General features: G+C 71.9%; 13 protein-coding genes and 1 pseudogene. 8 read left to right on the top strand and 6 right to left on the bottom strand.

Annotated features, from left to right (window positions below; genetic code table 11):
* The first annotated feature begins 140 nt into the window (after positions 1-140).
* From ACGF5U_RS14750 to ACGF5U_RS14725, 6 genes are all read left to right on the top strand, one after another.
* Positions 141-1,697, top strand: a complete 1,557-nt coding sequence (locus ACGF5U_RS14750) for a nitronate monooxygenase (RefSeq protein ID WP_392710601.1) — start codon at positions 141-143, stop codon at positions 1,695-1,697.
* Positions 1,698-2,186: 489 nt separating this feature from the next.
* The gene (locus ACGF5U_RS14745) at positions 2,187-2,390 is read left to right on the top strand and encodes a cold-shock protein (RefSeq protein ID WP_004986771.1); all 204 of its coding nucleotides are present in this window, start codon (positions 2,187-2,189) and stop codon (positions 2,388-2,390) included.
* 236 nt (positions 2,391-2,626) lie between these two features.
* Positions 2,627-4,120, top strand: coding sequence for a DEAD/DEAH box helicase (locus ACGF5U_RS14740; RefSeq protein WP_392710599.1), 1,494 nt, complete (start codon positions 2,627-2,629; stop codon positions 4,118-4,120).
* A gap of 311 nt (positions 4,121-4,431) precedes the next feature.
* Complete coding sequence (locus ACGF5U_RS14735) at positions 4,432-4,791, top strand: CBS domain-containing protein (RefSeq protein ID WP_392710598.1); 360 nt, start codon at positions 4,432-4,434, stop codon at positions 4,789-4,791.
* An 82-nt stretch (positions 4,792-4,873) separates the two neighbouring features.
* The gene (locus ACGF5U_RS14730) at positions 4,874-5,188 is read left to right on the top strand and encodes an SCO5918 family protein (protein ID WP_392710597.1); all 315 of its coding nucleotides are present in this window, start codon (positions 4,874-4,876) and stop codon (positions 5,186-5,188) included.
* Positions 5,189-5,739: 551 nt separating this feature from the next.
* Positions 5,740-6,090: a MerR family transcriptional regulator gene (locus ACGF5U_RS14725; protein WP_392710596.1), complete on the top strand. Its 351-nt coding sequence runs from the start codon at positions 5,740-5,742 to the stop codon at positions 6,088-6,090.
* Positions 6,091-6,263: 173 nt separating this feature from the next.
* On the opposite strand, the gene ACGF5U_RS14720 is transcribed toward ACGF5U_RS14725, so the two are convergent.
* Together ACGF5U_RS14720 and ACGF5U_RS14715 are read right to left on the bottom strand one after the other, a co-directional pair.
* Positions 6,264-6,794, bottom strand: a complete 531-nt coding sequence (locus ACGF5U_RS14720) for a tetratricopeptide repeat protein (protein WP_392710594.1) — start codon at positions 6,792-6,794, stop codon at positions 6,264-6,266.
* Between the two features lie 66 nt (positions 6,795-6,860).
* Entirely contained in the window at positions 6,861-7,421 is a 561-nt protein-coding gene (locus ACGF5U_RS14715) for an NAD(P)H-dependent oxidoreductase (protein ID WP_392710592.1), read from the bottom strand.
* Between the two features lie 141 nt (positions 7,422-7,562).
* Here ACGF5U_RS14715 and ACGF5U_RS14710 point away from each other — a divergent pair, with 141 nt between their 5' ends.
* Positions 7,563-8,324: a TetR/AcrR family transcriptional regulator gene (locus ACGF5U_RS14710; RefSeq protein WP_392710591.1), complete on the top strand. Its 762-nt coding sequence runs from the start codon at positions 7,563-7,565 to the stop codon at positions 8,322-8,324.
* Positions 8,325-8,474: 150 nt separating this feature from the next.
* Positions 8,475-9,233, top strand: a complete 759-nt coding sequence (locus ACGF5U_RS14705) for a lipase family protein (RefSeq protein WP_392710681.1) — start codon at positions 8,475-8,477, stop codon at positions 9,231-9,233.
* Positions 9,234-9,282: 49 nt separating this feature from the next.
* Here the strand turns inward: ACGF5U_RS14705 and ACGF5U_RS14700 are convergent, their stop codons facing one another.
* The 4 genes and pseudogenes from ACGF5U_RS14700 to ACGF5U_RS14685 form a co-directional block, all read right to left on the bottom strand.
* Positions 9,283-9,837: a hypothetical protein gene (locus tag ACGF5U_RS14700; RefSeq protein WP_392710590.1), complete on the bottom strand. Its 555-nt coding sequence runs from the start codon at positions 9,835-9,837 to the stop codon at positions 9,283-9,285.
* Positions 9,838-9,860: 23 nt separating this feature from the next.
* A complete protein-coding gene (gene ctaD / locus ACGF5U_RS14695) occupies positions 9,861-11,621 on the bottom strand; it encodes a cytochrome c oxidase subunit I (protein ID WP_392710680.1) in 1,761 nt (586 codons plus the stop codon).
* Between the two features lie 456 nt (positions 11,622-12,077).
* Positions 12,078-12,716, bottom strand: a complete 639-nt coding sequence (locus ACGF5U_RS14690) for a vitamin K epoxide reductase family protein (protein WP_392710678.1) — start codon at positions 12,714-12,716, stop codon at positions 12,078-12,080.
* 230 nt (positions 12,717-12,946) lie between these two features.
* A pseudogene (locus ACGF5U_RS14685) lies at positions 12,947-13,414 on the bottom strand (hypothetical protein); the annotation flags it as partial.
* Positions 13,415-13,794: the final 380 nt, after the last annotated feature.

Genomic DNA, 13,794 nt, shown 5'->3' with positions numbered 1-13,794 from the left:
CTGTGAACGCGCGCTGGACCGCCGTACGAGCCTGGGGGAATGCGCACACTCGTCCGATTGCGCCCCCTGACCTACGGTACCGTAAGTTACGGAACCGAAGGTTTGCCTCCGCGGCACGGCATCGACGTTTGCGAGGACCCATGAGCACATCCCGGACGACTACCGAACTGCCCTGGCTCATCCAGGGCGGAATGGGTGTGGGGGTGTCCGGGTGGCGGCTCGCTCGGGCCGTCGCGCGCACCGGCCAGCTGGGGGTGGTCTCAGGTACCGCTCTCGACACTCTGCTGATCCGCGTGCTGCAGACCGGCGACCCTGGCGGTCACCTGCGGCGGGCGCTGGCCGCCTTCCCCGTACCGGAAGTCGCCGACGCCGTGAGGGAGCGCTACTTCGTCGAGGGCGGGGTCCGCTCCGGTGAGCGGTTCGCGGCCACTCCCCGGCTGACGGCCGACGAGGCGTGTCCGGCCCGGTCGCTGACCGTCGTCGCCAACTTCTGCGAGGTGTGGCTCGCCAAGCAGGGACACGACGGTGTGGTCGGCGTCAACTACCTGGAGAAGATCCAACTCGCCACCCTCCCGGCCATGTTCGGGGCGATCCTGGCGGGCGTCGACTACGTCCTGGTCGGGGCGGGCATTCCCGCGCAGATCCCCCGCATCGCCGACGAGCTCACCCGGTGCGAGCCGGTCACCGCGCGGGCGACCGTGGAGGGCGACGAGCAGCCCCTCACCTTGCGCTTCGACCCGGCCGCCGTACTGCGGGGAGCCGGGCCGGGCCCGCTGCGCCGCCCTCGCGTCCTGGCCATCGTCTCGTTGCCGGCCCTGGCCGCGTACCTGAACCGCGACGAGGAGACCAGGCCGGACGGATTCGTCATCGAAGGCCACAGCGCGGGCGGCCACAGCGCCCCGCCGCGCGGGCCCCTGCGCCTGGACGAGCACGGCGATCCCGTCTACGGACCCCGGGACACCCCCGACTTCACGAAGATGACCGCCCTCGGCCTGCCGTTCTGGATCGCCGGCGGCCAGTGCGGACCCGACCAGCTCCGCCGGGCCAGGGCGATGGGCGCGGCCGGCGTCCAGCTCGGCAGTGTCTTCGCGCTCTGCGAGGAGTCGGGCCTGGACGAGGGGCTGCGGCGGGACCTGGTCGAGCGCGAGCTCGCGGGCGAGTTGACGGTGCACAACGATCCGGCGGCCTCACCGACCGCCTTCCCGTTCAAGGTCGCCGACCTGCCCGGCACGCTGGCCGACCCCGATACGAGCGCCCACCGCGCCCGCGTCTGCGACCTCGGCTATCTCCGTACGCCGTACCGGACCGATCGCGGCACCATCGGCTATCGCTGCCCGGCGGAGCCCGCGGCGGCGTACGTCCGCAAGGGCGGAGCCCCCGAGCAGACGGAGGGACGGCAGTGCCTGTGCAACGGTCTGCTCGCCGCCGTCGGGCTGGGCCAGCGCCGCCCTCGTGGCGTGGTCGAACCGCCCATCGTCACCATCGGACAGGATCTGGAGTTCCTGCGGCACATCGCTCCGGACGGCGGGCGGTACAGCGCCGAGACGGTGGTGCGGTGGCTGGCCACCGGGTTGACGGAGACGGCGCCCGCGTCCGTCCCCTCGCCCGCGCCCGCGTCCGTCCCCTCGCCCGCGTCCGTCCCCTCGCCCGCGCCGGCATCCGCCCCCGCGTCCGCGTCCGCGTCCGCGCCCGTGTGAGCGGGACATCGGCCGGCGCTCCGGCTGCGGTGGCTACTCCGGCGGCACCGCCACACCGGCCGCAGCGGTGACTCCGGCCCCTCCAGCCACACCGGCCGCACCCTTCCGGAGTATGTGACCTCCATCGCGCCGACGGAGTCCCGGCGCGATCGCCGCCGTGCCGTCCGGTGACGGCGGGGGCAGCGGCGCATCGTCCGTAGGCGGAGGTCACAGGGCTGCGGGCGGACACCCACAGCAGGAAGAGCACGCCCCGCGCACCGCAATATCTGTGCCCGCCAAATGAGAAATAGGCGCGGGGCACCGCGAGTATTCCTCGGCCGCCGAACAGGATGGAATTATCTGCCGCGCAGGGCCGATCCCACCGTGCTACTGTCGATCTCAGTTGCAGGTGTGGTTGCCAGAGGGTTCATTTCCGACGGGGTAATCATCACGGCGACACGGAATTCACACAGGGTGAATTCCTGACACCGTCTCCGAAGGAGAAATGACATGGCTACTGGCACCGTGAAGTGGTTCAACGCGGAAAAGGGCTTCGGCTTCATCGAGCAGGACGGCGGCGGCGCCGACGTCTTCGCCCACTACTCGAACATCGCCGCCCAGGGCTTCCGCGAGCTCCTCGAGGGCCAGAAGGTGTCGTTCGACATCGCGCAGGGCCAGAAGGGCCCGACGGCCGAGAACATCGTTCCCGCCTGACGCACCGGCGCACGCGTACTTCGCAGCCGGGGCCCGCACCTCTGGGGGTGCGGGCCCCGGCTCGCCGCATTTTCAGGGCGCGACGGGACGGCCCACCGCGTCACCGACAGGTGACGTGCGACGTATTTCCCGACCGGGCCGACCAGGCCCAACGACTTCGGCTCGTCTCGCGATTCTCTGCGCCGCTCAACTGCTGCGGGAATTCCTTGCCACGCGCCCAACAAGGAAGGTCCCGCATGAAGCGTGCCCACACATCCCGAACATATGACCGCTTCGCGGGAGGCGGCGGCGCCGCCCGCTCCGGCGGTCCGCGCCGTTCCAAGGGCTACGGAAACCGACAGGCCGGACGGACCGTACAGGGCGAATTCGCGCCCCCGAAGACCATCACGCCCGCGCTACCCGCCGTCGAGGCGTTCGGCGACCTCACGATGCCCGCGCAACTGCTGGCCACACTCGGCCGCGAAGGCGTGACCGTGCCGTTTCCGATCCAGGCGGCGACCCTGCCGAACTCCCTGGCCGGTCGTGACGTACTCGGCCGCGGCCGCACCGGCTCGGGCAAGACCCTGGCCTTCGGTCTCGCCCTCCTGGCCCGTACAGCGGGGCGGCGTGCCGAGCCGTGGCAGCCGCTCGCGCTCGTCCTCGTACCCACCCGCGAGCTCGCCCAGCAGGTCACCGACGCGCTCGCCCCGTACGCCCGCTCCGTGAGTCTGCGGCTGACCACCGTCGTGGGCGGAATGTCCATCGGCAGGCAGGCCGGTGCGCTGCGCGCCGGTACCGAGGTGATCGTGGCGACACCCGGACGGCTCAAGGACCTCATCGACCGGGGCGAGTGCCGGCTGGACGAGGTCGGCGTCACGGTGCTCGACGAGGCCGACCAGATGGCCGACATGGGCTTCATGCCGCAGGTCACCGCCCTGCTCGACCAGGTGCGTCCCGGCGGGCAGCGCATGCTGTTCTCGGCCACCCTGGACCGCAACGTCGACCTGCTGGTCCGCCGCTACCTGCACGACCCGGTCGTCCACTCCGTCGACCCGTCGGCCGGCGCGGTCACCACGATGGAGCACCACCTGCTCCATGTGCACGACGCGGACAAGCACCGCACGACCACCGAGATCGCGGCGCGGGACGGCCGAGTGATCATGTTCCTCGACACCAAGCACGCGGTGGACCGGCTGACCACGCACCTGCTGAGCAACGGTGTACGCGCCGCGGCCCTGCACGGCGGCAAGTCCCAGCCGCAGCGCACCCGGACCCTGGCGCAGTTCAAGAGCGGGCACGTGGCGGTCCTGGTCGCGACCAACGTCGCGGCGCGCGGGATCCACGTCGACAACCTCGACCTGGTCGTCAATGTGGACCCGCCCAGCGACCACAAGGACTACCTGCACCGCGGCGGTCGTACGGCCCGCGCGGGCGAGTCCGGCAGCGTGGTCACGCTGGTGACCCCCGCCCAGCGTCGCGGTATGAGCCGGCTGATGGCCACGGCGGGCATCACCCCCCGGATCACCCAGGTACGTTCGGGGGAGGCGGAGCTGAACCGCATCACAGGAGCCCAGGCCCCCTCAGGAGTCCCGGTCGTCATCACCACGCCGGCCGCAGAGCGCCCGCGTGGCGCGTCCTCCCCCTCCCAGGGCCGGCGGCGCCGCCGGGCGCACACCGGCCAGAGCCGGCCCGTCGGGGAAGCGGCGCGCCGCGGTGCCCGGCGGCGGCCGGGCGTCGGTTCGGCCGCCTAGCGGAAGCCGGGGCCCGGAACCCGGGGTGCCCGGAGCCCGAAAGCCGGAGTGCCCGAGGCCCGGAGCCCGAAAGCCGGAGTGCCCGAGGCCCGGAGCCCGAAAGCCGGAGTGCCCGGGGCCCGGAGCCCGAAAGCCGGGGTGCCCGGGGCCCGGAACCCGAAAGCCGGGGTGCCCGGGGCCCGGAAGCTGGGAGCCAGGAGTCCGCAGCCCGGAAGCCGGGGCCGCAGCCTGTCGCCCTGAGCCCCGAGCCCCGAGCCCCGAGCCCCGAGCGTGTGATCACCAGCCCGCCCGCCCCCTTCCGTTGGAGACCTATGACGCCGGCTCGAACGCAGCAGCACCACGCACGGGGGCACCGCTCCCGGGACGTGACCGACGACCAGCTCGACGGGCACGCGTCCGGACCCCGGGTCCGTGACGACATGACGGTCGAGGTGGCCCTGTCCCTCATGGCCGGTGCCCGCGTCGACCATCTGGTCCTCTGCGACGAGGACGACCAGAGCACGGGCATGATCACTCGGAACCGGCTCGCCGTTCTCCGCGACAGCCCCGCCTATACGGACCGGATCCGGCTGCGGGACGTCCTCGCCGTACCGTTCGCCTCCTCCGGCACGCGGCCCAGCACCGTCGGGCAGCATGGCCGCGCCACGGGCGTCCTCACCCTCAGCGGCTGATCCGTCCCGCCCGCTGATCCATCTCGGCCGCCGATCCACCCGCGCGGCCGGCCCGTCCCCTCTCTTCCGTCTGTGAGGCATCATGCGCTGTGTCATCGCCCGTTACCCGTTCGAGCTGACCAAGAGCGGGGTGCTGGCCTCGATGAAGGGCGTCAGGCCCGAGCTCGTCGCGGGTGAGTCCGTGACCATCGGCCGCCGCCGCTACCCGGTCAAGCAGGTGGGCCAGGTCATCACTCGTCAGAACCGCCGCGACTTCACCACCGGCGAGGTCGTCCGGGCCATGACCCGCCTCGGCTTCACCTGCCACGACCACCCCGAGGCGGCGCCGGCGCGTGTTCCCACCGCGCTCCAGACCGCGTCCGCGCTGCTCGGAGGCCCTGCTTCCAGCGCGGCGTGAGACACAGGCGGAACAACACCGCCACCAGAGACCAGTGAGGCCCTGCCGACGCGCGTCGGCAGGGCCTCACTGTCGTCCTCCTGTGGGTGCGGGACCCTGTCGTCGGCTATCCGGGGGCCTCAGGGATACCTCTGGCTTCCGAGCACCAAAATCTCCTCTTGTCAGAGTAGACATCGGCTCCTCGCGTCGTTAATCTTTTTCTCGTCAACACGGTCAAGTGAGACCCGGCAGAGACGAACTGGCGGGTAGCAGAACCGCAGTACGCAGTACCCGTTCACCCATCGGTTGGTTCAGAGGAAGGACGGAGGAGCAGACGCCATCAGGATCGCCCGGCCCGGGGAAGCCCTCGGTTCGGGTACCGCAAGACCCCGGAATGGATGGTGGTCCCCGGTCACGCAGCCGCGATCCCCACACCCCTCCCCTCTGCGGGCCGGGTAGTGGAAACAGAAGGTCGGCACAGCATGAGGGCCGACAGATGGTGTTGAATTTCCTTCGGGGCCCTGGTGCCGTACGGCACCAGGGCCCCTCGACGCGTTGTACAACGAGGTGACATGGCAGCAGATACCCCACTCGGTAGTCGTCTGGACGACGACGACTACCCCGCGTACACCATGGGCAGGGCAGCCGAGATGCTCGGCACCACCCCCGGTTTCCTCCGAGCCATCGGTGAGGCTCGGCTGATCACTCCGCTGCGCTCCGAGGGCGGACACCGCCGGTACTCCCGCTACCAGCTGCGGATCGCCGCCCGCGCCCGCGAGCTCGTGGACAGGGGAACCCCGATCGAGGCCGCTTGCCGCATCGTCATCCTCGAGGACCAGCTCGAGGATGCTCAGCGCATCAACGCCGAGTACCGCCGCGCCGCGAGCGAAGCGCGCCACGGCCCCGGTTCCGGTCCGAGCTGATCGCGGGACGCGGTCAGCGGGACGCGGGCGGCTCGGCTCGGCTCGCACACGTACGGCTCCGGGACGCGCGGCGCAGCGCCGCCGCCCTCGGTCGCCTCGCCTCCGCCGGAACCCGGTAGCGGGTCGTCATCGTCCCACCCGTGCGGCCTGTCCGTCTCTCGCCCCTGAGGTGCTCAGACGGTGCCGTCCAGGTCGTCGGCGTAGTGCTCGACGGCACGTCGGTACTCCTGGACGCCGGGGTCGCGGCTGGTGGCGGCGAGCAGGGTCAGCAGGGTCCGCATCGCCTCGTGATGCCGCCCGGTGTTGTACAGGGCCATGGCGAGGAACGTCCGGAGAGCACCGTCGTCCGGGTACCGGGCGACGCCCCGGCGGAGCGTGTCGACGGCGTCCTCGTACCGGCCGAGGACCCGGTAGGTGCTCCCCAGGCCGAGGAAGGCGCCGCGGCGGTCCTCGTCCGACAGCCCTCCGGTGGGCCGCAGGGAGCGCTCGTAGAAGGGGACGGCCTCGGCCTCGCGGCCCAGGCGGTCATGGGCCGACGCCGTCAGATAGGCCACCTCGGCGTCATCGGGGAAAGCCGCGGACACCGTCAGCAGGTGTTCCGCGGCTTCCTCAAGACGTCCCTGTTCACGCAGCCGCTCGGCCTCGGCCAGCAGCTCCCTCACACTCCGAGGACTTCGAAGACTTCGAGGACGTGGAGCACTCATGTGCCCATCGTGTCAGCGTCCACCCGCCGGCCGGCAGCCCCGGGGGCCGATGGCCGGTGGCCGGGGTCAGGCGACCGGCGTGGCGGCGCGGTCGGCCAGGCGCTGGATGACGGCGGCGAGCTCGGCGGCGACCTCGGCGTCCTCCACCGGGTGGGTCTCGGCGAAGCGCGTCATGGAGCCCGGGATGGCGAGCTTGACGTCCTCCAGCACGGCGCCGCCCGCGACACCCGCGGCCTTGCGCGCGTCGTCCTGCGCCCACACGCCGCCGTACTGGCCGAAGGCGGTGCCGACCACGACGACCGGCTTGCCGACCAGGGCCCCGGCGCCGTACGGGCGGGACAGCCAGTCGATGGAGTTCTTCAGGACGGCCGGCATCGTGCCGTTGTACTCGGGCGAGAACAGCAGGAACGCGTCGGCATCGGTGGCGGCCTCGCGCAGCCGGACGGCGGCCGCGGGGGCGCCGCCCTCGACGTCGATGTCCTCGTTGTAGAAGGGCACGTCGGCAAGGCCCTCGTACACGCTGACCTCGACGTTCTCGGGGGCGAGCTTGACAGCGGCCTCGGCCAGCTGACGGTTGTGGGAACCAGCGCGGAGGCTGCCGACGAGCGCGAGGATGCGAACAGACATGGACGGAACTCCTTGGCAGGAAGAAGGCAGGAAGGGACAGGAAGAGCGGATGAAGGCAACCGGACCGTGGTCCGTTTTCATTCTTACCACCCAAACGGACCACGGTCCACTTTGATTCCCGAGGGGGCTACGCTGGAAGGCATGACCCCTGCTCCGCCGCCCACCCCCCACCCGGCAGACCCCGTCGGCGGCCGGGCCTCCCTGCCGCTGACACCTGTCGGTGAGGCCACGCCGGTCAGGGCCGACGCGGAACGCAACCGGGCGCGGCTCCTGGAGGCCGCCGCCCGGCTCGCCGCCGAGCACGGCGCGGGAAACCTGACCATGGAGGCCGTCGCCTGCGCGGCCCAGGTCGGCAAGGGCACCGTCTTCCGGCGCTTCGGCGACCGCACCGGGCTGCTCCTCGCCCTGCTCGACCATGTGGAGCAGCAGCTCCAGGCCGCGTTCCTCAGCGGGCCGCCGCCGCTGGGCCCCGGCGCCGGGCCGGTCGAACGCCTGCGGGCGTTCGGGCCCGCGGTCATCCGCCACGAGTCGCTCCACCGTGACCTGTACGTGGCGTCGGAACCCGACGCCCTACGGCGCTACACGATCCCCCCGTACCGCGTCCGCCACACCCACCTCAGCGTGCTGCTGCGCCAGACCGACGCGGGCGGCGACACCGCGCTCCTCGCGCAGACCCTGCTCGGCTACCTCGACACCGCCGTCGTGCAGCATCTGCTCACCCAGCGCGGCATGCCCGTCGAGCGGCTGGAAGCCGGCTGGTACGACCTGGTGGAGCGGCTCGTACGACCGCTCGCGGCCCCGGGCGTGCGGCTCCGCTCCGAGCAGGGCGTACGGCGCGCGGAGCCGTTCATACAGGACGACGACCAGGTCGGCGACCCGCCGGGGGCGGCCTCTTCCGGGTGAAGGCGGGCGGGTCCCCGTCTGCGGGGCCGTATCGGTGGAAACGAACCGAAACACACCGATGCCGTCACCGCCCGGAAGGAAGCGACCGTGCCCGTACCGTCCACGATCGACCACCGCGCCACCGGATACAGCCTCACCCATGCCTACTGGATGGCGCAGGCCGCCGACCTCACCTACAAGGACGAGGCCACCATCGAACGGCAGGCCCGTCAGTGGGGCTTCAACAAGGTGCGCCACCACCACACCCGGTTCACGCCGCCGTTCCCGCTGGAGGACACCCAGGCGTACACGCTGGCCAGCGACCGCATGATCATCACGGCGTTCCGGGGCACCGAGCCGGCACGGATCCGCGACTGGCTCTCGGACGCCACCACCCCGCCCTGGCCGGGACCCGGCGAGACGGGGTACGTGCACTACGGCTTCGGCAAGGCCCTGGACTCGGTCTTCCCGTCCGTACGGGACAGCCTCGCCGAGCTCCGGGACAACGGGCAGACCGTGTGGTTCGCCGGTCACAGCCTCGGCGGGGCCCTCGCCATGCTCGCGGGCTGCCGCCTGTACCTGGAGGAGCCGAGGCTCCGGGCGGACGGGGTGTACACCTACGGCCAGCCGCGCACCTGCGACCGGCTCCTCGCGGCCGCCTGCAACAAGGAGTTCAGGGACCGGGTGCACCGCTTCGTCAACAACAACGACATCGTGCCGCAGCTGCCGCCCGAGCCCGTCTACACCCACGTCGAGACGCTGCGCTACATCGACTCCGCCGGCAAGCTCCGCGACTCCATGCCGCTGATCGGCGCCCTCACCGACCGCGCGAAGGGCCTGACCGGCGACCCGTTCGCCCCCGCGGGCGACGGGGTGCGGGACCACTTCATGCGGAACTACGTCACCGCGCTGGCCCGCAACCTCGGCTGACCGCCCGACCGGTCCGCGTTTCCGGCCGCCGCCCCCTGGGGCGAGCCCTTCACCGGCCCCGGGTCGCGGCCACACCGGCGACGGCCAGGAACGCCGCCGCCACCAGGACCGGCGGCCCGCCGATCGCCACCGGCGCGAGCCGGCCGGCCGCGCCGGACATCAGCACCGCCGCCAGCGCGGTCGCGGCGACCAGCCCCGCCCCCGCCCAGGCGGCGAACCGGTACGGCGCCCACATGCCGCGCCCAGCGACGCCCGCCCGACCCCAGGCGTCCGCCTCGCCGGTGACGCGGTGCAGCGCCGCCCAGCGGTGGGCCTCCTCCGCCGCCTCCCGCCGCCGCTGCACCGCCGCACGGACGCGGAGGGTCGCCGTGGCGGCGCCCCCGGTCGTCGCGGCACCGACGGGCAGCCACCACGGGCCGCCCACGAGGAGGAGCAGGGCGACGGCGGCGCAGCCGGTCCAGCCGGTCAGGCACGCGGTGGCGGCGGTGCGGCGCGAGACCGGCCGGTCGTCGCCCGCCCGGAGGTCGGCCAGCGCCGGCAGGTACCAGACGCAGCCCGACACCGTCAGCACGCCGACACCGAGGGCCGGTACGAGATGGGCCATCGTGATGCTCCTTCCCGGCCTCGTCAGGCGCCCGCGGCCTTCGTGCCCGAACCCGAACCCGAGCCCGAACCCGCAGAGCCCGAACCCGAACCCGAGCCCGAACCCGCAGAGCCCGGACCCGCCGAACCCGAGCCCGGACCCGCAGAGCCCGGACCCGCCGAACCCGAGCCCGGACCCGCAGAGCCCGGACCCGCGTTTACCGAGGCGGACGCCAGGGCCGGGGTCAGAAGCGAGGAGCCGGAGCCGGCTTCCAGCGCGACGATCTCCGGGTGATGCAGATCGAACGCGGGGGATTCGCTGCGGATGCGCGGCAGCACCAGGAAGTTGTGGCGCGGCGGCGGGCAGGACGTCGCCCACTCCAGTGAGCGGCCGTAGCCCCACGGGTCGTCGGCCTCGACCCGCTCGCCGTACTTGGCCGTCTTCCAGATGTTGTAGAAGAACGGCAGGAACGACATGCCGAGCAGGAACGACCCCACGGACGACAGGGTGTTGAGGAGGGTGAAGCCGTCGGCGGCCAGGTAGTCCGCGTACCGGCGGGGCATGCCTTCGGCGCCAAGCCAGTGCTGGACCAGGAACGTCAGGTGGAAGCCGGCCGTGAGCGTCCAGAAGGTGATCTTGCCCAGCCGTTCGTCCAGCATCTTGCCGGTGAACTTGGGCCACCAGAAGTGGAACCCGGCGAACATGGCGTACACGACCGTGCCGAACAGCGTGTAGTGGAAGTGCGCGACGACGAAGTACGAGTCGGAGACGTGGAAGTCCATCGGCGGCGACGCCAGGATCACGCCGGTCAGGCCACCGAACGTGAACGTCATCAGGAAGCCGACGACCCACAGCATCGGCGTCTCGAAGGACAGGGAGCCCTTCCACATGGTGCCGATCCAGTTGAAGAACTTCACTCCGGTCGGCACGGCGATCAGGAAGGTCATGAAGGAGAAGAACGGCAGCAGGACACCGCCCGTGACATACATGTGGTGCGCCCACACCGTCACCGAAAGACCCGCGATGGCGATGGTCGCGGCGATCAGACCGATGTAGCCGAACATCGGCTTGCGCGCGAAAACGGGGACGATCTCCGACACGATGCCGAAGAAGGGCAGTGCCAGGACGTACACCTCGGGGTGGCCGAAGAACCAGAACAGGTGCTGCCACAGCAGGGCGCCGCCGTTGGCGGGGTCGAAGACGTGCGAGCCGAACTTCCGGTCCATTTCGAGGGCGAAGAGCGCCGCCGCGAGGACCGGGAAGACGATCAGGATCAGCACACCGGTCAGCAGCACGTTCCAGGTGAAGATCGGCATCCGGAACATCGTCATACCGGGGGCGCGCATGCAGATGATCGTGGTGATGAAGTTGACCGCGCCCAGGATCGACCCGAACCCGGACAGCGCCACGCCCATGATCCACAGGTCGGCGCCGAGCTGCGGCGAGTGCACCGCGTCCGACAGCGGCGCGTACAGGAACCACCCGAAGTCGGCGGCGCCGCCGGGCGTCAGGAACCCGGCCGCCGCGATCAGCGAACCGAACAGGAACAGCCAGAACGACAGCATGTTCAGCCGGGGGAACGCCACGTCGGGGGCGCCGATCTGGATCGGCATGAGCCAGTTGGCGAACCCGGTGAACAGCGGCATGGCGAACAGCAGCAGCATGATGGAGCCGTGCATGGTGAACGCCTGGTTGAACTGCTCGTTCGACATGATCTGCGTGCCGGGCCTGGCCAGTTCGGCGCGCATCAGCAGCGCCAGCACACCGCCCACGATGAAGAAGACGAAGGCGGAGACCAGATACATCGTGCCGATCCGCTTGTGATCGGTGGTGGTCAGCCACTCCACCCACGAGGGCCGTGCGGCCTGCCGACCGCCGGCCTCCGACTGCTTCGTTTCCTCTGCCTCGTCCACCGGACGGTGCCCTCCCCAACATCGACGTCATCGGTTGATCGGCGACGAGCCGGGAGACGGATCGTGAGTGATGTGTACGGGGCACAGCGACGCGCCTCCCGGGCCGCCGCCCAATGATCGGCGCGGGGGTGTAGGGGCCGAATAGGGCCGAACAGTCCCGGGCCGGGCCCAGGGTCCCGGCCCGAAGGTCCCGGCCCCGGCTTCCCGGCCCGGAGGTTCCGCACCGGAGATTCCCGTCAGGAGATTCCGGTCAAGCGCTTCCCATCAGGTGGTTCCGGTCAAGTGCTTCCCCTCAGGTGGTTCCTGTCAGGTGCTTCCCGTCAGGGGCTTCCGGTCTGGTGCTTCCCGTCAGGGCAGCAGGGTCTGCCAGTACGACCAGAAGCGGGTCGCGATCAGCAGCGCGATGCTCAGGCACCACACCACCGGCACCACCCAGTGGAACTCCCGCACCGCGCCGACCAGGGCGCGCGGCGCCCGGACGACACCGTGCCGGAGGTTGTGCACGGTCGTGTACCAGAACATGAAGATCGTGGCCACCCACGCCAGTGAGCACCACAGGCACAGCGATCCGATCGCGTACAGCGCCTGCGTCATCAGCCACATCGAGACCACGACGCCGACACCCGTCCCGAGGTTCAACCCGAGCCAGAACCAGCGGCGGTACCGGCCCCCGGCGAGCGCCCCGAAGCCGATGGCCACGACCATGGCGTACGCCGGCAGGCCGAACAGCGGGTTCGGGACGCCGAGGAACGACGCCTGGTCGCTGCTCATCACGCTGGCGCACGACAGCACGGGGTTGAGGTTGCACGCGGGGACGAAGTCGGGGTCCTGGAGCAGCGTGAACTTGTCGAGCGTGATGACGAACGAGGCGAGGGTGCCGAGCGCGCCGGTGACGACCAGCAGCCAGGCGAAAGCCCGCCCGGCCGCGATACCGCCGCCCCCGTCACCCCCCGGCCCGGCACCCCCGGCCCCGTCGTCCCCCTCCACACCGGGCCCGACCCCCACCCCTCGGGCTCCGGTCCCCCCGGCCCCCCTGGTCCCCCCGGTCCTCTTGGCCCCCGCCTTCCGGGTCCGCGCGGTCACCGTGAACCGGCCGTACCGCTCGGCCGGTCGGCGCCACCGGCGTCACGCCCGGTGCGAGCGCCACCGGCGTCACGCCCGGTGCGAGCGCCCCCCGGGGCGTGGGCGGCACCGTCCGCGCGGGAGGCACGGGCGGCACGGGCCGCGCCGGTGGGCCACACGACCTCCACCGGGATGCCGCGCGCCCGTGCGTACGCCACCAGGTGGGCCGTGGCGTCCCGGCCGTCGGTCGGCGAGCCGTCCCAGACGGCCAGCACCCGGCGGCTGCCGTCGATCAGGCGCTCGTCGGCGCCGACGCAGGCGTCGCGGCCCCGCGGGTCGTACGCCAGCAGCCGCATGTGCTCGGCCAGCAGCAGCAGTTCGCCGGCCGCCGCCCGATCCTGGCCGGGCAGGGTCGCGGGCACGGAACCCTGCGCGGGCAGCAGCACCACCAGCCGCCGCCCCGCCTCCCGAACGGCACGGCCGAACGCGACCGGAAGGCCGGCCCCGACCCGTACGAGGCCGGTCGCGCCCTCGGTCAGGCGCTCGAGCCGTCCGCGCAGCTCGTGCTGCACGAGCCTCAGGGTGTCCGGGGTCAGGTCGGCGTGGCCCACCGCCGCGATCACCGTTCCGCTCGATTCCCCGCCATACGGCGCCTCCGTCCGTGGTCTGCGCACTGCTGAACGTGAGGGCCCGCCCGGTGTCGCGCGGGCGGGCCCGGTAGCGAAGTGAACACGCGCGGTCGCGGCCGAGGCAGGGGCCGAACGGCCCCGGCTCAGGGGTCCGTCGGCCTCTGGGTAGGCGGCGGTACGGAGTGATGTCCTGTCGTCGCGGCCAGGTGCGCCCGCCCCGGCGGAGCCCGTCCCCGTCCGGTCCGGGCATGAGGGCCGGCGCACCCGGCCCGCGCCAGCGCCAGCGCCAGCGCCAGCGCGAACGTCGCGCATACGTCAGCGCGCGTCACGGACAGCGGAACGGCTCGTCCGCCCCCTTCGCTAGGCTCGAAGCG

It is taken from the genome of Streptomyces sp. NPDC047886 (assembly GCF_043204435.1).
In the GTDB taxonomy this organism is placed as follows: Bacteria; Actinomycetota; Actinomycetes; order Streptomycetales; family Streptomycetaceae; genus Streptomyces.
This window is presented reverse-complemented; position numbering and strand designations above follow the sequence as displayed.